Genomic DNA, 19,597 nt, shown 5'->3' with positions numbered 1-19,597 from the left:
AGGCGTTTGGCACCGAAGAGCAGAATGACGACGACGGCGAGGATTGCCCAATGCCAGGGACCGAGAGCACCCATGTGATTTCCTCCTAGATGTCTATGCCCGTGTGTCGATGCGGCCCGCGTTGGAGCAAGCCGTTTCGCTGAAGGCGTGTTTGCCGTCGGTGCTCGTCTCGCAGGGTGTCTACGCCTAGTCGAAGCCGGCACCCGATGGTGCTGCGGCCGAGCGCGTTTCCTGTTCTCTGGTAAGGACGATGGCACCCGCGAAACCTAGTGAACCCCACTTCAGGATCTCGCGCTGGTTGATCGCCACGTCGACTCGCCGCCAGAGCGCACTCCACCGGCCTCGGACTAGCCTAACGCGTGCCATGCGAAGCTCCGATCGCCTTGATGCTTCTGACTCGTTCGGCGGAAATTGACACTACATATCTTCGAACATTGCCTTAACACAGTATTTTCACTAGCGCCGGCTCCGGCAGGCCCATCCTGTGCAGTGATGGGGTTGCGCATTGCGCACCCTGTCCCCATCTCGGCCGGGGCAGGCCCCATACACCGCGATAGGCCTTGGCCAGGACACCGCCGCGAGCTGCCGGTGATGGAAATGAAGCTGAGCCCGACCGCGCCTCGATTCCGTTGAAAACGCCCCACCATGCCAGAAGCGCTCGTGCACCGGTGCCCGACCGCCACTGCGCGACTCCTACCCCAAATCCCAACCAACTGGTTGATGGTGATATAAACCAACGATGCCGTCTATGCGCACCGGAATCTTCCTGAGCTATGCCAGCGGCTTCCGGGAGGCAGCCGACCAGGTGGTGGAACTCGAGAAGTGCGGGGTCGACATCGCCCTCGTCGCCGAGGCCTACTCCTACGACGCGATCAGCCAGCTGGGCTATCTCGCGGCCAAGACCTCCACCATCGAACTGGGCTCCGGCGTCGTCCCGATCTACAGCCGCACCCCGACGCTGCTGGCGATGACGGCGGCCGGCGTCGACTACGTCTCCGACGGCCGGTTCCGGCTCGGCATCGGCACGTCAGGCCCGCAGGTGGTCGAGGGCTTCCACGGCGTGCCGTTCGACGCGCCGCTGGGCCGCACCCGCGAGGTGGTCGAGATCTGCCGCCAGGTCTGGCGCCGCGAGAAGGTGCAGTTCGACGGCAAGTACTACCAGGTGCCACTGCCCGCGGACCGCGGCACGGGCCTCGGCATGCCGCTCAAGCTCATCAATCATCCAGTGCGCGAACGTATCCCGATCACCATCGCCGCGCTCGGCCCGCAGAACGTCCAGCTTACCGCCGAGATCGCCGAAGGCTGGCAGCCGGTGTTCTACTACCCCGAGAAGGCCGACGACGTATGGGGCGACGCACTGCGCGCCGGGGCCGCCAAGCGCGACCCCGACCTCGGTCCGCTCGACGTCATGGTCTCCGCCAGCCTGGCCATCGGCGACGACGTCGATGACCGGCTGGCGTGGGCGAAACCCCAACTGGCGCTGTACATCGGCGGGATGGGCGCACGCGGCAAGAACTTCTACCACAACCTTGCCACGCGATACGGCTACGGCGACGTCGCCGACCACATCCAGGATCTCTACCTGGCGGGCAAGAAGACCGAGGCCATCGCCGCCGTGCCCGACGAGCTGGTCCGCAACGTTTCGCTGGTCGGGCCCGCCGGGTTCGTCACGGAACGCCTGGCCGCCTACGCCGAAGCCGGGGTCACGACGATGCTGGTGCATCCGCTTGCGAACGACGATCGCGAAGCGGTGAAGTTCTGCTCGGAACTCGTCACCATGGCCAATTGAGTTAGACCAGTAGCGTCCCTCCGTCGACGGTGAGCACGACGCCGGTCCCGTAGGCCTGCTCCATGCAGTACACATACGCCAGCGCCACGTCCTCCACCTCGCCGATCCGACCCAGCGGAAGTCTCTGCGCCGCATCGTCGAACACCGCCTTCCGCGCATCGTCGCCGAACGCGTCCCACAGCGGCGTCCGAACTACCCCCGGCGCAACGGCGTTCACGCGGATCGGGGCGAGCTCGACGGCCAGCGCGGTCGTCGCCGCATTCATCGCCCCGCAGATGCTCACCGGTAACACTCCGAAGCCAGGCTGGTGAGCGGCAGTCCCGCTCGTCATCGTGATCGATCCGCCCGCCGCGATGCTCGGTGCGAAGACCCGGACCGTGTTCAACGCTCCGACGAAGCGCGTGGTGAAGAAGCCCGAGATGACGTCGGGGGTGAGATCGGTGATCTTGGCCATCTCCAGCGACTCGCCCGCGGTGAACACCAGGTGGTCGATCTCGCCGACGTCTGCGGCGAACCGGTCGAGCGCATCGGAGTCCGCCAGATCGACGACGGCGCCGCGGGCGTCATCGGGCAGCCGCGCCAACGCACCGTCCACGCTGGACTGCTTGCGCGACGCGACGATCGGGACACCGCCGCGTTCGGCGACGGCTCTGGCGACGCCAAGTCCGATGCCGGAGGTGCCGCCGATGACGAGGACTCTCTTGTTCTTCAGACTCATGGCTCCACGGTCCCCGCGAACGAAGTGCTCGTCCAAGACCCTTTTGGTCGTTCGGCGATACCCTTGGGGTATGGCGACTGATCTCGACATGCGCAAGCTGCGATACTTCGTGGCGGTGGCGGAGGAACTGAACTTCGGGCGCGCAGCCCGGCGCCTGCACATCGCACAACCCGTGCTGTCCAGGCAGATTCGCGCCTTCGAGGACGAGTTGGGGGTCAGCCTGTTCTCGCGCAGCTCGCGGGGCACCGCGCTCACGGCCGCAGGCACGCAGTTGCTCGAGGACGGCCGCTTCATGCTCGCCGAGTCGACGGCGTTGCGGGAACGCCTCCGCCACGTGGAGACGGCCACCGTCACGGTGACCGTCGGGCTGGTACCGGGTCTGCTCGCCACCGCCGCCGTGAGGGCCTTCGAGGCCGCGGACCCGTCCTACCGCGTCCGGGTGACACAGGTGTGGTGGGGCGAGCAGGTCTCAGTCGTGCAGAGCGGACAGGCCGACGTGGTGTACGCCCGTGAGCCAATCGAACGCACCGGTCTGGGCACGGCTCATCTCCTCGACGAGCCACGCGACGCGCTGCTGTCCGTCCGAGACCCGCTGGCGACGCGACCGTCGATCAAGCTCGCCGAGCTGGCCTCGCGCCGCCTGCTGCAGGACCCGGGGACCTTGCCCGAGTGGCGGGTGATCGCCGACGCCGAGCAGCGCCGCGCCTCGTCACGCAAGATGGCGTCGACAATCGAGGAGAAGTTGGAACTGGTTGCGGCACATGAAGGATTCGCGGTGCTGCCGCGGTCGACGACGAAGTTCTATCGACGACCCGACGTGCGGGTCGTGCCGATCGAGGACATCGGGCCCAGCCGGGTCACGCTGATCTGGAATGCCGAGGTGCCCAACGCGGCGCGTGACGAGTTCATCACCGCGGCGCTGGCGTGCCGCGATCAGACGATCTGACCGTCGCCGGCTGCCGACCCTTGGCACACAGCTCGCCGAGCAGTGCGACCACGACGCCGAACACGAAGTACAGCGGCGGCAGCCATGGGCCGACACCGAAGAGTCCGTCGGAGCCGGCGTTGTAGGCGAACACCCCTGCGCCTACGAGCGCGATCTCGACCACGGGGCCGATCACCGCCGCCAGCACCCCGCACACCACCGACGGCCTGTCGCCGAGCACACACCACGTGATCACGGCCATCGCGGTGATCAGCGCAATCCCGGGCACCTCGGGTGCGGTGTGCACCAGGGCGGTGGTGACGTAGGCGCCGACGACCGCCGCGACGCCGGCCAGACCCCGCCGGGCAGTGACCGTGGTCCGCACGTCGGGCAGGTGCAGGCGAAGTTCGGCCAGTGAGACGGTCGCCAGACCGACCATCGCCGGAAACCAGACCGGACTGCTCCACACGAACGGCACCGCGTGCGTGAAGTAGACCGTGGTGCCCGTGGCAACGTGACTGTGGTCGCCAACGAGCGATGCCGCTGCCCCGAGCAGAATCAGGAACACCACCTGTGGCATGCGCAGTCTCACGCGACGGACGCTACTCCCCGACCTGTGGCAGCTCGTCGGCTGCAATCTCGCACGGTGTCGGCTCGGTGATCTCGGCAACCGCCTCGGGCATGGGTTGCGGCGGTGGTGGTGGCGGCAGATCGGGTTGCGGCTCAACCACTATCGGTGCTGGAGCTGAATCCGGCGCGGGCCCGTCGGTGGGCTCACCGCATTCCACGGTCCCCGCCCCCGGCTCCACAACCTTCTCGGCGACCGGGTCTTGGTCGAGTGGGGCCTCCTCTGTTTCGTCGTCAGATGGGTCCGGGTCGACCGTCTCGTCGTCGAGCGTCGGCTCGACTGGGCCGTCCACGCTGTCAAGCTCGTCGACGTCCGCGGGGTCGGGCAGTCCGTCGTCGGTCGATCCGGCCAGCCCGCCGATCAGGTCGGCCAGCTGCTGGCCGAATCCCGCCAGACCGGTTCCGGTCGAGGGCGTGCCCGCGCCGAGGTCTCCCAGCGGGGGCATCGACGGCGCTGCAGGAGGAGGCATCGCAGCGGCGGGCGCCTGGGCGGCGGGATCGACGAGGGGCGGTGGCATGGCGGGTGCGGAGCCGGCCCACGGTGCCGCGGGCGGGACGGGCGGCGATGGCATGGCCGCAGAGGCGGCAGGCACCGGAGCCGGAGCCGGAGCCGGAGCCGACGAGACGGCCGCCGCAGGAACGGTCTGAACCGACGACGACGGCGACGGCGCATCACCCGTCGCCGCGACGGGTTCGGGCGTCGCGGCACGCGGCCCCAGCTCGCCGGGCACGTCGAACACCGCGCGTGGCGCGGCCGTCGTCGTGGCGAGCGCGGCGTCGTAGGCTCCGTTGATGGACGCGTTGGCGACACGCATCGCCGTCAGCCAGTCCGTGCCGATGTCGTTGTCCACGAACGGCTTCACCTCTTGATCGATCAGTTCACTGGCCGCCGCGAGGTCTCCCGCACCACCCGTCATCGTCTTGGCGGCGGCCAGCCACTGGGCGCGCTGTGCCTGATGCCTGCCGTCGATGGCCTGGACGGCAGCCACCTTCGCATCGACTGCGCGCCACAGTTCGTCCCGAAGAGTCGCCGCCGCATTCGCCGACGCGCGGACCGCCACGCTGACTGCGCTCGCCGCTTGACCACTGCGCCAGGTGAATTCGCGCGCCGCCGCCGCACCTCTGCCGGACCAAGCCGCGGACAGCTCAGCTACCAGGTCGGCCTGGGTGCGGGCCGCATCCTCGGCCGCGGACGCCACCGCCGACAGCACCGCGCAGTCGCCGTCCAACACCCGCAGGTCGAGCCCGTCCTCACTGGCATACCAGTCACGCACCTGCGTGGCACGAGCCGTCAGATCGGAGTGCTGATAACCCAGGCGGTGGCACGCCGTCACGTACTCCTCGATGTCCTCAACGGCGGGTTGCCCCTCGGCGAGTCGCGACGCGACGTCGAATGGATTCGCCACGCTCACCCCAACCGCGCAGCGCTGCGCGCATCGACGTCGACGTAGCGAGCACCGGAAGAGCGCAGCGCCGAGGCGATCTCGCGGGCCGCCCTGGCCCATAGGTGCATCTGGTCGACGACCTCGTCGACGGCCCGCCGCTGGGCGTCGCCGCGCGCCGCGTAATCGCGACCCGAGACCGACCCGTCGAAGCTCAGCCGGGCCAGATGCGTGCGTGCCAGAGCGTCGACGACGTCCGCGACCGCGTCATATCGGCCTGCGACGTCGAAGAGCGCACCGACGTCGACGTGCGCGGACTCAATTTCTCCCATGCCGGGTTATGACGCACCGGGTGCCCGTTCGGTTCCGGGGATTCAGCACTGTTCGCTGACCGAATCCGCGACGCGGGACGCCAGCAGTCGCGCGGTATCCTCGTCGGCCGCTTCGACCATCACCCGCACCACCTGTTCGGTTCCCGAGGGACGCAACAGGATTCGACCGGTCTCGCCGAGTTCGGCCTCTGCCAAGGCAACGGCGGACACCACCGACGGTGCCTCCGCGACGGTGGCCTTGTCCGTCACCGCGACGTTGATCAGCACCTGCGGGAGGGTCTGCATCGGCGCGGCGAGCGTAGCCAGGGTCGATCGGGTCTGCGCCATCCTCGACATCATGCGCAACCCGGTGGCGATCCCGTCGCCGGTGGTGCCGAGCGCTGGCATCACGATGTGACCGGACTGCTCGCCGCCCAACGAATACTCGCCCGCGCGCAACTCCTCCAACACGTAGCGATCACCGACGGCGGTGGTGCGGACCTCGATACCCGCCCCGCGCATCGCGATGTGCAGGCCGAGATTGCTCATCACCGTGGCCACCAACGTGTTCGACGCCAACTCGCCGGCATCGCGCATGGCCAGGGCGAGGATCACCATGATCGCGTCCCCGTCGACGACGCGACCGGCTGCGTCGACGGCCAGGCAGCGATCGGCGTCGCCGTCGTGGGCCAGGCCAAGGTCGGCGGCGTGCGTCAGCACCGCCTGCTGCAGTACCTCCAAGTGGGTCGACCCGCAGCCGTCATTGATGTTGAGGCCGTTGGGTTCCGCGTTGATCGCGATGACGGTGGCGCCCGCGGCGCGGTAGGCCAGCGGTGCGGCGGCCGACGCAGCGCCATGCGCGCAGTCGACCACCACGGTCGTGCCGTCCAGCCGGGCGAGCGCAGCCGTCGCCACGTGCCGCAGGTAGCGCTCGAGGGCGTCGTCGGCATCGAGCACGCGGCCGATCCCCGCGCCTACGGGACGGTTGCCCGGCCCCGCGCTGAGAAGTTCGGTGATGCGGTCCTCGGCCGCGTCGTCGAGCTTGTGCCCTCCGGGCCCGAAGATCTTGATGCCGTTGTCGGGCATCGGGTTGTGCGACGCGGAGATCATGACGCCGAACTCGGCGCCATACGCGCCCGTCAGGTGGGCCACGGCGGGGGTCGGCAGCACGCCCACTCGCAACGCGTCCACGCCCTCACTGGTGATGCCTGCGATGACCGCGGCTTCGAGCATTTCTCCGCTGGCCCGGGGGTCACGGCCGACGACGGCCACCCGACGCTGCTCTCCGGAAGTCCCGAGTCGACGTGCGGCCGCGGACCCGAGGGCGAGCGCCAGCTCGGCGGTCAGATCGGTATTGGCGACGCCACGGACTCCGTCGGTGCCGAACAGTCGACCCATGCGCACCCTCCTAGACAAACCGAGAGCGTGCGCGCCTGGACGCCGAAACGAAACCAGACGCGCACGCTCGCGGCCAAACAGTGCCGAACAGGTCAGCGCTTGCTGTACTGCGGCGCCTTGCGGGCCTTCTTCAGACCGTACTTCTTGCGTTCGATCGCACGCGGGTCACGTGTGAGGAAGCCGGCCTTCTTCAGCGGCGGGCGGTCCTCGGGCTGCACGATGATCAGCGCCCGTGCGATGGCCAGGCGCAGCGCGCCCGCCTGTCCGGAGGGGCCACCGCCATCGAGGTGGGCGAAGATGTCGACGGTGTCAAGCCGATCCACGAGCACCAGCGGAGCCTTGATGAGCTGCTGGTGCACCTTGTTCGGGAAGTACTCCTCCAGGCTGCGGCCGTCCAGGGTGAACTTGCCGGTGCCGGGCGTGAGGCGAACCCGCACCACGGCCTCCTTGCGGCGGCCGACGGTCTGGATGGCACGGTCGAGCAGGAGCGGCTCGCGGGCCGGGGCCTCGTCGGCCGCGGCGGTCTCGACGACCTCGACGACCTCGACCGTTTCAACGGCTTCGGGCGCCTCGGTCGCTTCTTCGACCTCGGTCGGTTCGGTCACGTCAGTCGTCTCGGTCACTGGGCCACCTGCTTGATCTCGAACGGAACGGGCTGCTGAGCGATGTGCGGATGCTCGGGGCCCGAGTACACCTTCAGCTTCTTCTGGATCTGACGGCTCAGCTTGTTGTGCGGGAGCATGCCGACTATCGCGTTCTCCACGACCTTTTCGGGGTTCTTGGCCATCATTTCGCCGATGGTGCGCCTGCGCAGGCCGCCGGGGTAACCCGAGTGGCGGTAGGCGTACTTGTTGGCGAGCTTGTCGCCACTGATGGCGACCTTGTCCGCATTGATGACGATGACGAAGTCGCCACCGTCGACATTCGGCGTGAACGTCGGCTTGTGCTTGCCGCGCAGCAGTGTTGCCACTGCGACGGCGAGCCGGCCGAGGACCACGTCGGTGGCATCGACGACGTACCACGTGCGCGTGGTGTCACCGGCCTTCGGCGTGTACGTGGGCACAGCGCTTACCTTCTTCTCTCTCGGGTTTGTCCCGGGCGACCCGGGTGCCGGTCAGCACGTACGGTTGAGGTTCTCGGCGACCGACATAGACCCGAGGACCCGCTGAGTCCAAGGACTCACCGCGCGCCAACGGAGCAGCCTACCGGCGACTGTCACCGCAGGTCAAAACGCCATGGTGGATCCCTGGCAGCGGGTCCGTAGAACCATCGACTGCCACTGGCTGCTGGCCGACGTCGTGCTGGCCTCCGTCACGGGCCAGACCCGGCTGCAAAAGCGGCTCTACGGCTCGCTGCTGCTGGCCGAGAAACTACCTGACGGCGTCATCGGCGCGGCACTGGGCGCATCTGCACGGCGCCCATGATCCGCCGCGGAATCGGAACGACATCGGCGATTGCGCCGATGGGCATGACTGTGCGGTCCCAGCGAGCTCTCCTCCCGCTGGGGACCGCACAGGGTCTGGTTGGGCGGCCGCCTAGAAACCCCAGGCGCCCGCCGCGCGCCGGTCGGTGTCCGCGACCTCCTCCGAGCCGTCGCGCACGGCGTTGCCGAGGCTGATCAGGATTTCGTTCAGCGCGGCCGCCGACTGGTCCCACCTGGCCTGCTCGACGCGGTAGGCCTCTGCGGCCTCGCGGGTCCAGACCGCCTGCAGTGGGACTATCTGCGCGCGCAGATCGTCCAGCGACGCGTTGAACCGCGCGGACGTGTTGTGGATCTCCTGACGCACGGTGTATTCGATTTCGTTGAAGTCGTATGACAGAATCTCATCCATCGATGCTCCATTCGTGTTGGTGGACAGTGGCTTTGACGGGGGCTAGAGAGCGTCGGCGGCGGCGATGCGGTGCGAATGCTGATCAGCCGCGTCCCGCAGGGTTCGCTCGTTGAAGCGGATCGTCTCCGAGATCCGCTGCAGCGACTCGTGCAACGCGAGCGACTCGGTGTTCCAGCGGTCGACGACGTCACGGAACCGGGCCGCCGCAACGCCTCCCCACACCGACGGCGGCACGTTGGTCATCTGACCGATGAAGGTCCGTAGCATCGCCCGGATCTCCTCGTTACGACCGTCGATCTTGCCCGCGACCGCCGACATCAGGCCGAAGTCGGTATTCAATGCGCTACTCGTCATCGCAAACCCTTCCGTTGTGTGCGTCTAAATGATTGGACGCACCGCAACGTGTTCCGGTTCCGTTGCCTTCGAATCACTTTCGAGTGACCGCATGCGCCGAGCCGATCACCCGGTCGCACTGCTGCTCCGGACCAGGCTGCTCGGCGGAGCCTTGGCAGCCGATCGCGATGCGCACCCCGGCATCGATCAGCACCGTCCAGTCGATGCGGCGGTCGGGGCGGATCTCCCGGTAGGTCACGGCGGGACGCCGAGCTCGCTCACCGAGCGCACTGAACTCGACGAAGACCCCTTCGGGCTCCTCGGCCAGCGCCGCTCTCAACGTCTCGGCAGTCACGTCCAATGTTTGCGCACCCGGCAGCCCGGACTGTGTGACGTGAATCACCTCCGCCCGATTCGACGGCGAAACCACCTGCAGCCGAGCCGAACCCGGCCCGGAGGTGATCCGCTCGACCGTCCACCGCGCAGGAACCTCGACGGCGATCCGTCCTTCGACGAGCCACGTCGCATCCCCCGCATCCACCGGCTGGGCACGCAGTCCCACCGCCGCTGCCGACAACGCGGTGGCCGACAGCACCGCCACCGCGACGGCCGCGGCGCGCGGAGTCGCCACGCGACGCCAGACCGGGACGTCGTCGACGCGCGGGGCGCGGTGCTGCGTGCGAGCTGCCCGGACGAGTGCGTGATCGTCGGCGATCGTCACGTCGACGCCCCTGCGCCGCAACGCCGCGGAGAGCTCGGCGCCGAAGCGCGCCAGCCCCGAAGGGACGTCGATCGACACGGCATCGAGTCCTTGGACGCAGGCTACGACCGCGTCGACGACACCCGCGGACGGGCTCGGTCGTGCGATCGCGTGCCGTTGCCCATCGGCGTGCACCACGACGAGTTCGGGTGCGAGCTCCACCACGGTCGGATCCGACGTCACCACGTCCAGCCTGCGGCGCACGACGGGATTCGCCGTCGACTCGAGGGCGGCCGCGGTGACCCGGTCGACGCGCGAATTCGCCCACCACGACGGGCAGATCAGCATGGCGGTGTCACACGGCCCGCCCATCGCCGATCTCAGCACGTCTGCCCACAGTTCGTCGACGGGCAGGACGCGGTCGTCGACCAACGCCAGATCGTCGTCGATGCAGTCGAGTGCCACCGAGGCCAGTTCGGGGTCAACGGTGCCCGGTCCCCCAATCGCCTTGGGCCCGACCACGACGACGGCGTCGCTCACGGTGGCTCCGTCCAGGAAACCTGGACGAGGTGATCGCGCTGCCCACGCCGGATCAGCGTGCCCCGGCCCGCCGCCAGCGACGACGGACGCACCGAGCCGAGCAGGACCCCCTCGTCTGGGCTGGCACTCATCATCAGACCGGTGCATCCGAGATCCCGTAGCCGCGCCAGGATCGGATCGAACATGGCGCGGGCGGCCCCGCCCGAACGTCGCGCGATCACGATGTGCAGGCCGAGATCCCGTGAGTGCGGCAAGAAGTCGAGCAGCGGCGACAAGGGGTTGCCCGACGCCCCCGCCACCAGGTCGTAGTCGTCGACGACCACGTAGACCTCCGGTCCTGACCACCAGGACCGGTCGCGCAACTGCCGCTGTGTGACGTCTTCGCCGGGCAGTCGCGCGTTCAGCAGGCCCACGGCCGTCGCCACGTGTGCCTCGGCCGAGGCAGTGGACATGGCGTAGCCGAGCAGATGGTCGGACTCGAGGACGCCGAGCATCGTCCGGCGAAAGTCCACGACGAGGATTCGGGCCGAGGCGGCGTCGTTGTTCCGCACGATCTCGCGACACAGCGTTCGCAACGTCGTCGTCTTGCCGCACTCGGTGTCACCGAGGATCAGCAGATGCGGAAGCGCCACCAAGTCGATGGTGACGGGGCGTAGGTCGTCCTCCCCGAGCCCGATGGCCACCCCACCCTCGGACTGCGCGACGACGTCGGCGTGGCGTACCAGCGACGGCAACAGCTGCACGGCCGGCGCCGAGCGTCCGGGGTAGCGCGCCGTCACCGTCGCCGCGTCGGCGCGTAGGACATCTTGCACCCCCACGTCGGGCACGAGGTTCGAGGCGCCGGTGGCCAGGCGCGGCAAGGCGACGGCGAATTCGAGGCCGTCAGGGGTGATCCCGTGGCCCGCCGGCCGGCTGCCGAGGAGGCGGGCACGTTTGCGGTCCATCTCCGAATCAGCCGGATCGCCCAGGCGCAGTTCGATGCGGGTGCTGAGCTGATCTTTGAGCGCGGGTCTGATGTCGGCCCAACGTGATGCGGCCACGACGACGTGCACGCCGACCGAGAGTCCCTGCGCGGCAATTGCCGTGACGGCTTCCTCCATGCCCTCGAATTCCTGGCGCACCACTGCCCAGCCGTCGATCACCAGGAATGCGTCGCTGCGAGGCTCCGCATCACCCCTGCGTCGCCGGGTGTCCCGCTCGCGGACCAGGCCCTGAACGTGGGCGACGATCCTGCGGGCGAGGTCGCGGTCGAACCTGCCCGCGACGGCCCCGACGTGCGGTAGCAGCCGCAGCGCCGACAGTGAACCGCCGCCGAAGTCGAGCCCGTACACCTGGACCGCGTCGGGGTCGTGGGTTGCCGCGAGACCCAGAACCAGCGTGTGAAGTGCGGTCGTCTTCCCAGCCCGCGGACCGCCGACGACGGCAGCATTGCCGCCAGCCGCCCGCAGGTCGACCTGCAGGGTATCGCGTCGCTGCGCAAACGGGTTGTCCACCAAACCGATCGGCACGACCAGCGGGGTACCCCGTTGCCCGACGCGTGCGAGCAGGGCACCGAGCGTCGGCGCTACCTCCAGCGGGGGTAGCCATACCTGATGTGCGGCCTCGCCCCTGGCGGCCAATCCATCCACCACGACGTCCAGCAGGGCTCGAGATCCGGAGGTATGGAGGCGTTCTGCGCCCAGCTGCTGGGAACTGGCCGTAGTGAACCGCATCGGGACCACGCCGCGCGGCGGCGTGGGCGTAGTGACCGGTCCGGAGACGAACGCGGTACGGAATCGCACCAGGTCACCGGACGCCGTCTTGAGGAATGCCGCGCCGGGAGTGGCAGGCAGTTCATAGGCGTCCGTCGTTCCGAGTACGGCTCGGGACTCGCTGGCGGAGAACGTCTTCAAGCAGACACGGTATGACAGGTGGGTCTCGATCCCGCGTAGCCGGCCTTCGTCGAGGCGCTGACTCGCGAGCAGCAGGTGCATGCCGAGCGAGCGACCGAGGCGGCCCACGGCCACGAACAGTTCGGCGAAGTCGGGGTGCTGGCTGAGCAGCTCGGAGAACTCGTCGACGATGATGAGCAGGGCGGGCAGCGGCTCGAGGTCCGCGCCCCGAGCACGCGCCGCGTCGTAGTCGCCGACGTTCAGAAAGTTCCCCGCACCCCGCAGCAGCCGTTGCCGCCGCGTCATCTCACCGGCAAGGGCGTCCCGCATCCTCGCCACCAGGTGCTGTTCTTCGGAGAGGTTGGTGACCACGGCGGCGACGTGTCTCAAACGATCGAAGCCGAGAAACGTCGCCCCGCCCTTGAAGTCGACGAGGACGAGGTTCAGGTCATCGGGCGGGTGGGTCGCGATCAGGCCGAGCGCCAGCGTCCGCAGGAACTCCGACTTGCCGGAGCCGGTCGCACCAACGCACAGCCCGTGCGGCCCCATACCGCGGTTGGCCGCCTCCTTGATGTCCAGTTCGACGGGTTCGCCGCGGTCGCCCACCCCGATGGCCACCCGAAGGCGTCGGTCCCCCGTCCGTGGCCGCCACACCCGCTCGCAGTCGATGCGCGCGAGGTCACCGATGCCGACGAGGTCCGGCCAGTCCGCGGTGCCCGTGGTCGGCGTGGAAGTCGTAGCGAACCGTGCCAGCCTCCTGGCGCAGACGACCGCCTGAGTCGAGGTCAACGCATCCGGCCGTTCGAAGGCCACGCGGTCGTTGACGTCCAGACGCAGACCGTCACCTGCCCGCGTCTGACCGATGACCACCACCGTCGCGCCCCCGGCCGGCTGACGACGGTCGACGGGGTCAGGGCCACCGTCCACGATGACCACCCGGTGCGCCGCATGGTCGACCCGGCTTGAATGCCGATGATGCGGCAGCCATTTCAGCCAGTCCCATTCGCGCTCGCAGGCATCGCCGACGGCAGTGATCTCCAGTACGTCGGGGGCGTGCAGCACGGCCAACTGGCACACCATGGCCCGCACCAGTCCGCGGGCTGCGTCCTGCGCTCCCTCGACGAAGATGCGTGGGTGTGCGAGCAGGTCGACGGTGATGGGCAAGCCCGGCACCGTCGACCGATCGGCGACCATCCTGGCAAGTGCCCCCGCCGTCACCGGATCCCGTGATTCGGCAGGCCCAGGCTCCGGCAGGACCAGGGGTGTGGACAGTGGACCGGCACCGACGCCGATCCGGACGAGGCAGAAGTCCTCATCGTCAGGATGCCGCTCCCACATGCGGGCGCCGCCGACGAGGGTCCACGTGGACGCCGGTTCGGGATGGCTCCAGTGCAGTGACGCATGTTGTGCGTCACTGGTTCTCGCCAGCGCCTGATCCAGGGCGTCGAGGTAGCGGAGGTAACCGCGGCGGTCCTGGTCGAGCTCGCCACCGCGGCGCGCTCCCCGTGACTGGTACGCGACGGAGCCCAGCACCGAGACCAGCATCATGACGGGAAGGAACAGGAACATCGGACTACGCGAGGATGCTGCCCCCGAGGTGAAGTAGAGCACCGTCATACCGCCCATCGCGAGGATCATCCCCAGCGGGAGCAGCCGGGCCATGACGTGCGTCGGCGGGTCCTTCGGGACGTCGGGCGGTCGTTCGACGACGATCTCGCCGTCATCGAACGGCGGCGGCGAAAGACGCGACGAGCGCAATGGTTCCATCGCTCAATGGACGCTGCGGGAGCCTGTTTCGTTCCACTTCGGTCCAAGAAGATTGGTGACTCGGTCACTTCCGTGGCGCCGTTAGGGTGACTGCGGTGACACGAGCTCGGGGGTGATCAGATGTCGGTACGCAGGGTGTGCATCCATACCGATCGCGATGGCGATCCGGTGACGGTCGACGTCGGGTTGCCGTCCGGCGCGCCGGTCGGCGAGCTCTTGCCTGCCATCGTCGACATGGTCGACGGCCGCTCCGCACCGGACACCGCGGCTCTGCACTGGCGGTTGGACCGCATGTCCGGGGGCATACTGGATGAAGCACTTTCCCTGACCGACAACGATATTCACGACGGCGAGCTGCTCACTCTCAGCCGAGGTCACGGACCAGCGCTCGGACCGCTGGCGATGGAGCCCGGTCACGTGGCGGTCGTCGCACCCATGTCCGGGGGCAACCTTGCCCAGAGCCTTCCCGGCGCATTCTGCGTATCGGCCACCGCCCTGACTTCGGTGGCGCTGGCCGCCTCCGCCGGTTCCGCGTACGCGGTGACGAACGTAGTCGTCGCCGGGGCGGGAGCCTGTGCGGCCGCGGCGATGACGGTGGCCACCGGCTACGGGACGGCATCGAGCATGGCCTTCGTATCCCTGGCGTCGGCAACGGGGTTTCTCGCGGTGCCGTCGAGCCCCGCGGCGCCGAACGTCCTCCTGGCTGCCGCGGCGGCGGTGTCCGCGTCGCTATTGATGCTCCGGCTGTCTGGCAAGGCGTCAGCGGCATTGAGTGCCACTGCGGTGTTTTCACTGCTGAGCGCGCTGGTGACACTCGTCGCCATGCCCGTCGCTGCGGTCGGCGCGGTGCTCTCGAGCGCCTCACTCGTTCTGCTCGCCCTGGCACCTCGGTTCTCGGTGCTCGCCGCCGGGCTCGGATCCGATCAGTGGCACGTGCCCGATCATGGAAACGGCGATGTGGCGGATCGCACCGGGGCAGCCCATGCCACACTCAGCGGCCTCGTCGTCGGCGGCGCGGCGGGCAGCGCTTCCGGTGCCGTGATCGTGGCGGTCGGGGGCGCGGGTGATCATGCCGTCCTCGCGTTCACGGGCGTGCTCACGTTGGTGCTTCTCCTGCGGGCCCGCAGCTACGTGGACCCGGTGCGCAGAATCGCCTTGGGCGCAGCCGGCTTCATCAGTGGTGTCACCTGCCTCGGAGTTGCGCTCAACACCCACCGGGAGTACGTCGGCGTGACTGGCGGCGTTCTCATCGCGATCGCTCTGGTCGTCGTTCGAAGACCCAGGACGGGGGCCTTCTGGTCACGGCTGGTCGACCAGTTCGAGTACGCCGCGCTGGCAGCCGTCGTTCCCGCTGCGGGGTGGGTCAGCGGTGTGTACGACCTCGTCGGCGGGTTTCACCTGCGATGACCGCCCCGTCGGCGCGGGGAATGCGCCTGTTCGCCATCGTGTCGGTGATCTCCGCAGTGTGGACGGCGCCGGTCGCCGCTGCCGTGACACCGCCGACGGTGGACGGCTCACGACTGCCTGCCGCCCGGCCCCCCGCGCCACCGGCGGCGACCGAGCAGACCGAGGCGTGCCCGGTAGGTGCCCGCACCGGCGCCGGCACCGATGGTCAGCTGGACATGACTGAGCTCCAACCGGTTTGGCAGTTGAGCCGCGGCTCGGGTCAGACCGTTGCCGTGATCGACACCGGCGTCGCCCGGCACCGGCTCCTGCCCCGCCTGTTGCCCGGCGGCGATTACGTGTCGACCGGTGACGGCACCCAGGACTGCGACGGCCACGGCACGATCGTGGCCGGGATCATCGGGGCGGCAAGCGATGGCGAGGCGGGCGCTGCGTTCAGCGGTATCGCACCCGAGGCGGGCATCATTGGGATCCGCCAGTCGAGCAACGTCTTTCGGCCTTCGGATGCATCGGGCGGCTCCGGGGTCGGGGACGTCGACACGCTCGCGGCCGCCGTCCGCACGGCCGCGGACGCCGGAGCGACGGTCATCAACATCTCGTCCGTCGCCTGCGTGGCCGCCGATCGGGGTATCGATGACCGGTCCCTGGGTGCCGCCCTGGCCTACGCCGTCGACGTCAAGAACGTCGTGGTCGTCGCGGCGGCGGGAAACGTCGGCGGCGAAGGTCAATGCCCGGAGCAGAACCCGCCCCCCGAACCGGCCCGTCCTGGACGCCCCAGCTGGGATGCCGTGAAGGTCGTGGTGAGTCCTGCCTGGTACGACGACTACGTCTTGACCGTCGGTTCCGTCGACCACGAGGGGCGCCCGTCGGCATTCACTCTGGCAGGGCCATGGGTGGACGTAGCCGCCCCTGGTGAGGACGTCGTGTCGCTGAGTCCGGACGGCGACGGGTTGATCGACACCGTTCCTGGCTCCTCCCAGCCGTCACCGATCTCGGGTACGAGTTACTCGGCGCCCGTGGTCACCGGCATGGCCGCGCTGGTGCGCGCCGTCTCTCCTCATCTGACGGCACGTCAGGTCATTCGGCGGATCGAGGACACCGCCCATCACCCGTCCGCCGGATGGGATCCCTGGGTTGGCCACGGCGTCGTCGACGTGCTGGCCGCGGTCAGCGCCGACGGGGCAGGAGCCGCGACCGCCTCGACGCCGACGCCCACTACGCAGGCAGACCCGGACCCGACAAGCCCCGACCCCGCGCCGCGTCGGGTCTCGCTGGTCGGCGCCGCGGTGTGCATCGCGGTGGCGACGGGAGCGATGACGTTGTCGGCGAACCGGTTACGACGGGGTCGGGATCCCGTCCCTGGCGATTGACGCCGCATCGGTGCTGAGTTCGGGCCCGCGGGGCAGATGTGCGAGGACCGGCCATGGCGCGGCATCCGGTGATGGCCCGAGACCCAGGAACTTCGCGGCGTCGTAGTCGTGAACCCCGAACAGCACACCCGCGTCGGAGACCATGAAGCGCGCACCGGTCGTCCCGTCGTCGCCGGAGATTCGGGCCGACCGGACATATGCGCTGGCACCGCCTGAGATGACCACCGCGTCGACGTTCGGGCCCTCGCCGTCCGCCTGCGCGAGGACCCCGGCGTCCAGCAGATCCTCGCTGCGCGAACCCCCATTGAGCACAACGGTGTTCGACGACGACGACGTCGATCCGCGCGGCCTCCACTGGGCGCAAACGGCGCGACCGTCCGCGCGACCGACCGGGGTGCGGGCATGCTGCGGGAAGGTGGTCACCGAAAGGCCGGTCACGATCGGGAGCGCCGCAATTGCCGCAGGTGCGACCGCGGCCACCGGTTTGGCATACCGGTCGTAGGCGAACCTGATGAGATCGGCGGCAACTTCGCCGATGGACTGCATGCCGTCACGCAGCACCACGTAGTGCTCCGACAGCTCGGCACGCTGAACGCGCACCACCGTGCCGATGGGCACACCGCCCAGCGCGGCGGGTCCCACTTCGCCGGCTCCCGCGATGCGTGGGACCGCGAGGGCGGGCGCCTCCGGTACGACGTCGAGCAGCGTTCGCGAAACACGAACGGGGGCAACCCCGCCCAGGCGCAATGCTCGGACGACGGCCGTGCTGCGCAGATCGACTTCGGCGCGGTGGCCGTCGTAGAGCAGATACGTCGTCGCCGCACTCTCGCCGCGCGGTGTCACCAGCACGGGCCGTGACGCGTCGAACCGGTCGAGCGGTTGGTCACCGACCGCGACCACCGTGCGATCGCCGTCGCACACCGTCCAGGCCGACCCGCGTACCGGTGCACCGATGGTCGCCGGCGCACCTGGAATCCCCATCATGGGTCCCCGCTTGGCCCTGGCGATGGCCGCCTCGCTGGCAGCCACGGGGCTGGCCGCCGACCGTGCGATGAGCCGTGCCGAGGCGAGGTTGAGGACGGGGTGAAGGGTGTCGTCGATGCGGACGTACAGCGCGCCGGATTCGCCGGCCATCACGATCGGCGCCGAGGCAGGAACGCCTCGCGGCCGCACCAGCGCGAGAACGGCACACGCCGCGATGGCGATCGCCGCGAGGAGACATCCGACGACGAGCGACAGCGACTGTGCCCGTAGCGGATCGTCGTGCATCGCGACGTCTCTGCGCACCAGAGCGTGCGCCAAGCGCCGCGTCAGAAAGCGTTGCGCGCCGATCTGTTGCCGCGTCGCCGGTTGCCGAGTCATGTCTCCCCCGGCAGCCAGCCTAACGGCGTCGGAAGGCCCACCGGCGCACCGATTTGGAGTCGCCCGTAGGCGGGCCGGTCAGCTCTCCTCGCGCGCCTGGCGCTCTCGGTAAGCCGCCACGTGCTGACGGTTTCCACAGTTTCCGGTGTCGCAGAACATGCGGGACCGGTTGCGGGACAAGTCGATCAGCACCGCCTCGCAATCCGGTGCCGCACACGTCTTGAGTCTGCGCAGTTCTCCTGCCCGGATCAGGTCTGCCAGGGCCATGGCCATCTCGGCGCCCATGCGCTGCCACAGCGGGTCGTGGATCGACGCCAGGTGTAGGTGCCACTCCGGCATCTCGGCGTGCCGGGTCAACCATGGCGAGGCGCGGGTATCGCTCAGCAATGCGTTCACCTGACCGACGACGCGTTCCTCGTCGTCCGAATGCGACCAGATCTTGCCGATCCGCGTACGCAACCGGTGCACGGAGTCGAGTTCGGCGGCGTCCCCGTCCCGCCGTCCCGTCCATCCGAAACCGGCCAGGTACTCATCAAGCGGCGCCATGTCACCGAGCTGCTCGCCATCGACCCGGTCGGTGTTGATCAGGACACACGCTGCACGGAGTGTGAGTTCTGTGTCATGACTGAAATGCATTTGACTCCTGACTCTGTCCAGCCGTAGCGTCATGAGCAACATCCACATTACTCATTACATGCCAGGAGGTGCCAGGTGCCTGCGACGACGGACGTGCGGCCCGCTGCCGACCATTTTCGGCTCGGCCTGCTCTTCGCGCTCGGTTCGGCGCTCGCCTTCGGCATGTCCGGCCCCCTCGGCAAGTCCCTGATGGAGTCCGGGTGGAGTCCCACCGCAGCCGTCACCGCACGCCTGGCGGGAGGCGCGGTCGCGATGGCCGTGTTCGCCACGCTGGTCAAGCCCGGCTGGGTTCGCGAGGCGCTGCAGCACTGGAAGACGGTCGTCGCCTACGGCATCGTTCCGATCGCCGGCGCGCAGCTCTGCTACTACAACGCCGTCGCGCACCTGTCGGTCGGCGTCGCGCTCCTGCTCGAATACACCTCCCCCGTCCTCGTTGTCGGATGGCTCTGGGCCACCACCCGGCGCAGGCCGAGCAATCTGACGATGGCGGGCGTCGCGCTGGCAGTCGCGGGAATCATGCTGGTGCTCGGGGTTTTCGAGAGCGGCGGCTTCTCGGGCGCCCACATCAACCTGGTCGGCGTCGGATGGGGACTGGCCGCGGCCATCTGCGCGGCGTGCTACTTCATGATGTC

Annotated in this window: 20 protein-coding genes; 6 read left to right on the top strand and 14 right to left on the bottom strand. The window is 68.9% G+C overall.

Going from position 1 to position 19,597, the window contains the following annotated elements; translation table 11 throughout:
* Positions 1-74, bottom strand: a 74-nt coding sequence (locus QOI01_RS29805; RefSeq protein ID WP_526386786.1) for a twin-arginine translocase TatA/TatE family subunit, incomplete at its 3' end; no start/stop codon positions are given.
* Positions 75-748: 674 nt separating this feature from the next.
* Here QOI01_RS29805 and QOI01_RS29800 point away from each other — a divergent pair.
* A complete protein-coding gene (locus QOI01_RS29800) occupies positions 749-1,789 on the top strand; it encodes an LLM class F420-dependent oxidoreductase (RefSeq protein WP_526386782.1) in 1,041 nt (346 codons plus the stop codon).
* Between the two features lies 1 nt (position 1,790).
* Here the strand turns inward: QOI01_RS29800 and QOI01_RS29795 are convergent, their stop codons facing one another.
* A complete protein-coding gene (locus QOI01_RS29795; RefSeq protein ID WP_526386780.1) occupies positions 1,791-2,507 on the bottom strand; it encodes an SDR family NAD(P)-dependent oxidoreductase in 717 nt (238 codons plus the stop codon).
* Between the two features lie 70 nt (positions 2,508-2,577).
* On the opposite strand from QOI01_RS29795, the gene QOI01_RS29790 reads away from it, so the two are divergent.
* Positions 2,578-3,453 carry a LysR family transcriptional regulator gene (locus QOI01_RS29790; protein ID WP_526386778.1) on the top strand — a complete coding sequence of 292 codons (876 nt, stop codon included), beginning with the start codon at positions 2,578-2,580 and terminating at the stop codon, positions 3,451-3,453.
* Here the strand turns inward: QOI01_RS29790 and QOI01_RS29785 are convergent.
* The 6 genes from QOI01_RS29785 to rplM form a co-directional block, all read right to left on the bottom strand.
* Positions 3,416-4,024 carry a diacylglycerol-binding protein gene (locus tag QOI01_RS29785; RefSeq protein WP_526386777.1) on the bottom strand — a complete coding sequence of 203 codons (609 nt, stop codon included), beginning with the start codon at positions 4,022-4,024 and terminating at the stop codon, positions 3,416-3,418. The two genes, QOI01_RS29790 and QOI01_RS29785, sit on opposite strands and share 38 nt — an antisense overlap.
* Positions 4,025-4,034: 10 nt before the next feature.
* Entirely contained in the window at positions 4,035-5,465 is a 1,431-nt protein-coding gene (locus tag QOI01_RS29780; protein ID WP_526386775.1) for a hypothetical protein, read from the bottom strand.
* A gap of 2 nt (positions 5,466-5,467) precedes the next feature.
* Positions 5,468-5,773 (bottom strand): DUF7162 family protein, encoded by a 306-nt coding sequence (locus QOI01_RS29775; protein WP_526386773.1) that lies wholly within the window; start codon positions 5,771-5,773, stop codon positions 5,468-5,470.
* 42 nt (positions 5,774-5,815) lie between these two features.
* Positions 5,816-7,150, bottom strand: a complete 1,335-nt coding sequence (glmM, locus tag QOI01_RS29770; RefSeq protein ID WP_526386771.1) for a phosphoglucosamine mutase — start codon at positions 7,148-7,150, stop codon at positions 5,816-5,818.
* A gap of 92 nt (positions 7,151-7,242) precedes the next feature.
* A complete protein-coding gene (gene rpsI, locus QOI01_RS29765) occupies positions 7,243-7,755 on the bottom strand; it encodes a 30S ribosomal protein S9 (RefSeq protein ID WP_526386784.1) in 513 nt (170 codons plus the stop codon).
* Between the two features lie 14 nt (positions 7,756-7,769).
* Positions 7,770-8,213 (bottom strand): 50S ribosomal protein L13, encoded by a 444-nt coding sequence (rplM, locus tag QOI01_RS29760; protein ID WP_526386769.1) that lies wholly within the window; start codon positions 8,211-8,213, stop codon positions 7,770-7,772.
* A gap of 172 nt (positions 8,214-8,385) precedes the next feature.
* Between rplM and QOI01_RS29755 the strand changes: the two genes are divergently transcribed.
* On the top strand, positions 8,386-8,574 hold the full coding sequence (locus QOI01_RS29755; protein WP_526386767.1) for a hypothetical protein: 189 nt from the start codon (positions 8,386-8,388) through the stop codon (positions 8,572-8,574).
* A 111-nt stretch (positions 8,575-8,685) separates the two neighbouring features.
* On the opposite strand, the gene QOI01_RS29750 is transcribed toward QOI01_RS29755, so the two are convergent.
* From QOI01_RS29750 to eccCa, 4 genes are all read right to left on the bottom strand, one after another.
* Positions 8,686-8,982 (bottom strand): WXG100 family type VII secretion target, encoded by a 297-nt coding sequence (locus QOI01_RS29750; protein ID WP_526386766.1) that lies wholly within the window; start codon positions 8,980-8,982, stop codon positions 8,686-8,688.
* Between the two features lie 42 nt (positions 8,983-9,024).
* Positions 9,025-9,336, bottom strand: coding sequence for a WXG100 family type VII secretion target (locus QOI01_RS29745; RefSeq protein ID WP_526386764.1), 312 nt, complete (start codon positions 9,334-9,336; stop codon positions 9,025-9,027).
* 73 nt (positions 9,337-9,409) lie between these two features.
* Positions 9,410-10,555 carry a type VII secretion-associated protein gene (locus QOI01_RS29740; RefSeq protein WP_526386762.1) on the bottom strand — a complete coding sequence of 382 codons (1,146 nt, stop codon included), beginning with the start codon at positions 10,553-10,555 and terminating at the stop codon, positions 9,410-9,412.
* A complete protein-coding gene (gene eccCa / locus QOI01_RS29735) occupies positions 10,552-14,193 on the bottom strand; it encodes a type VII secretion protein EccCa (RefSeq protein ID WP_526386760.1) in 3,642 nt (1,213 codons plus the stop codon). The genes QOI01_RS29740 and eccCa overlap by 4 nt, the downstream gene beginning before the upstream one ends.
* Before the next feature lie 120 nt (positions 14,194-14,313).
* Between eccCa and eccD the strand changes: the two genes are divergently transcribed.
* Both eccD and mycP read left to right on the top strand, forming a co-directional pair.
* Positions 14,314-15,600, top strand: coding sequence for a type VII secretion integral membrane protein EccD (eccD, locus tag QOI01_RS29730; RefSeq protein ID WP_526386758.1), 1,287 nt, complete (start codon positions 14,314-14,316; stop codon positions 15,598-15,600).
* Positions 15,597-16,967 carry a type VII secretion-associated serine protease mycosin gene (mycP, locus tag QOI01_RS29725; RefSeq protein WP_526386757.1) on the top strand — a complete coding sequence of 457 codons (1,371 nt, stop codon included), beginning with the start codon at positions 15,597-15,599 and terminating at the stop codon, positions 16,965-16,967. The genes eccD and mycP overlap by 4 nt, the downstream gene beginning before the upstream one ends.
* Here the strand turns inward: mycP and eccB are convergent.
* Positions 16,932-18,329 carry a type VII secretion protein EccB gene (eccB, locus tag QOI01_RS29720; protein WP_526386755.1) on the bottom strand — a complete coding sequence of 466 codons (1,398 nt, stop codon included), beginning with the start codon at positions 18,327-18,329 and terminating at the stop codon, positions 16,932-16,934. The two genes, mycP and eccB, sit on opposite strands and share 36 nt — an antisense overlap.
* Positions 18,330-18,407: 78 nt before the next feature.
* Complete coding sequence (locus QOI01_RS29715; protein WP_526386753.1) at positions 18,408-18,965, bottom strand: CGNR zinc finger domain-containing protein; 558 nt, start codon at positions 18,963-18,965, stop codon at positions 18,408-18,410.
* 75 nt (positions 18,966-19,040) lie between these two features.
* Here QOI01_RS29715 and QOI01_RS29710 point away from each other — a divergent pair.
* The coding region (locus QOI01_RS29710) for an EamA family transporter (RefSeq protein ID WP_526386751.1) at positions 19,041-19,597 on the top strand (557 nt) is incomplete at its 3' end.

The organism is Mycobacterium sp. (assembly GCF_032162605.1).
Taxonomy (GTDB): Bacteria; Actinomycetota; Actinomycetes; order Mycobacteriales; family Mycobacteriaceae; genus Mycobacterium.
The sequence above is the reverse complement of the archived record's forward strand: the minus strand, read 5'-3'. Positions and strand labels throughout refer to the sequence as shown.

What these genes read in the sequence shown, in the direction of transcription:
- glmM (WP_526386771.1), bottom strand. Translation starts at nt 7,150, where the DNA reads ATGGGTCGACTGTTCGGCACCGACGGAGTCCGTGGCGTCGCCAATACC.
- QOI01_RS29800 (WP_526386782.1), top strand. Translation starts at nt 749, where the DNA reads ATGCGCACCGGAATCTTCCTGAGCTATGCCAGCGGCTTCCGGGAGGCA.
- QOI01_RS29745 (WP_526386764.1), bottom strand. Translation starts at nt 9,336, where the DNA reads ATGACGAGTAGCGCATTGAATACCGACTTCGGCCTGATGTCGGCGGTC.
- QOI01_RS29775 (WP_526386773.1), bottom strand. Translation starts at nt 5,773, where the DNA reads ATGGGAGAAATTGAGTCCGCGCACGTCGACGTCGGTGCGCTCTTCGAC.
- QOI01_RS29750 (WP_526386766.1), bottom strand. Translation starts at nt 8,982, where the DNA reads ATGGATGAGATTCTGTCATACGACTTCAACGAAATCGAATACACCGTG.
- eccB (WP_526386755.1), bottom strand. Translation starts at nt 18,329, where the DNA reads ATGACTCGGCAACCGGCGACGCGGCAACAGATCGGCGCGCAACGCTTT.
- eccD (WP_526386758.1), top strand. Translation starts at nt 14,314, where the DNA reads ATGTCGGTACGCAGGGTGTGCATCCATACCGATCGCGATGGCGATCCG.
- QOI01_RS29795 (WP_526386780.1), bottom strand. Translation starts at nt 2,507, where the DNA reads ATGAGTCTGAAGAACAAGAGAGTCCTCGTCATCGGCGGCACCTCCGGC.
- QOI01_RS29715 (WP_526386753.1), bottom strand. Translation starts at nt 18,965, where the DNA reads ATGCATTTCAGTCATGACACAGAACTCACACTCCGTGCAGCGTGTGTC.
- mycP (WP_526386757.1), top strand. Translation starts at nt 15,597, where the DNA reads ATGACCGCCCCGTCGGCGCGGGGAATGCGCCTGTTCGCCATCGTGTCG.
- eccCa (WP_526386760.1), bottom strand. Translation starts at nt 14,193, where the DNA reads ATGGAACCATTGCGCTCGTCGCGTCTTTCGCCGCCGCCGTTCGATGAC.
- QOI01_RS29755 (WP_526386767.1), top strand. Translation starts at nt 8,386, where the DNA reads ATGGTGGATCCCTGGCAGCGGGTCCGTAGAACCATCGACTGCCACTGG.
- QOI01_RS29790 (WP_526386778.1), top strand. Translation starts at nt 2,578, where the DNA reads ATGGCGACTGATCTCGACATGCGCAAGCTGCGATACTTCGTGGCGGTG.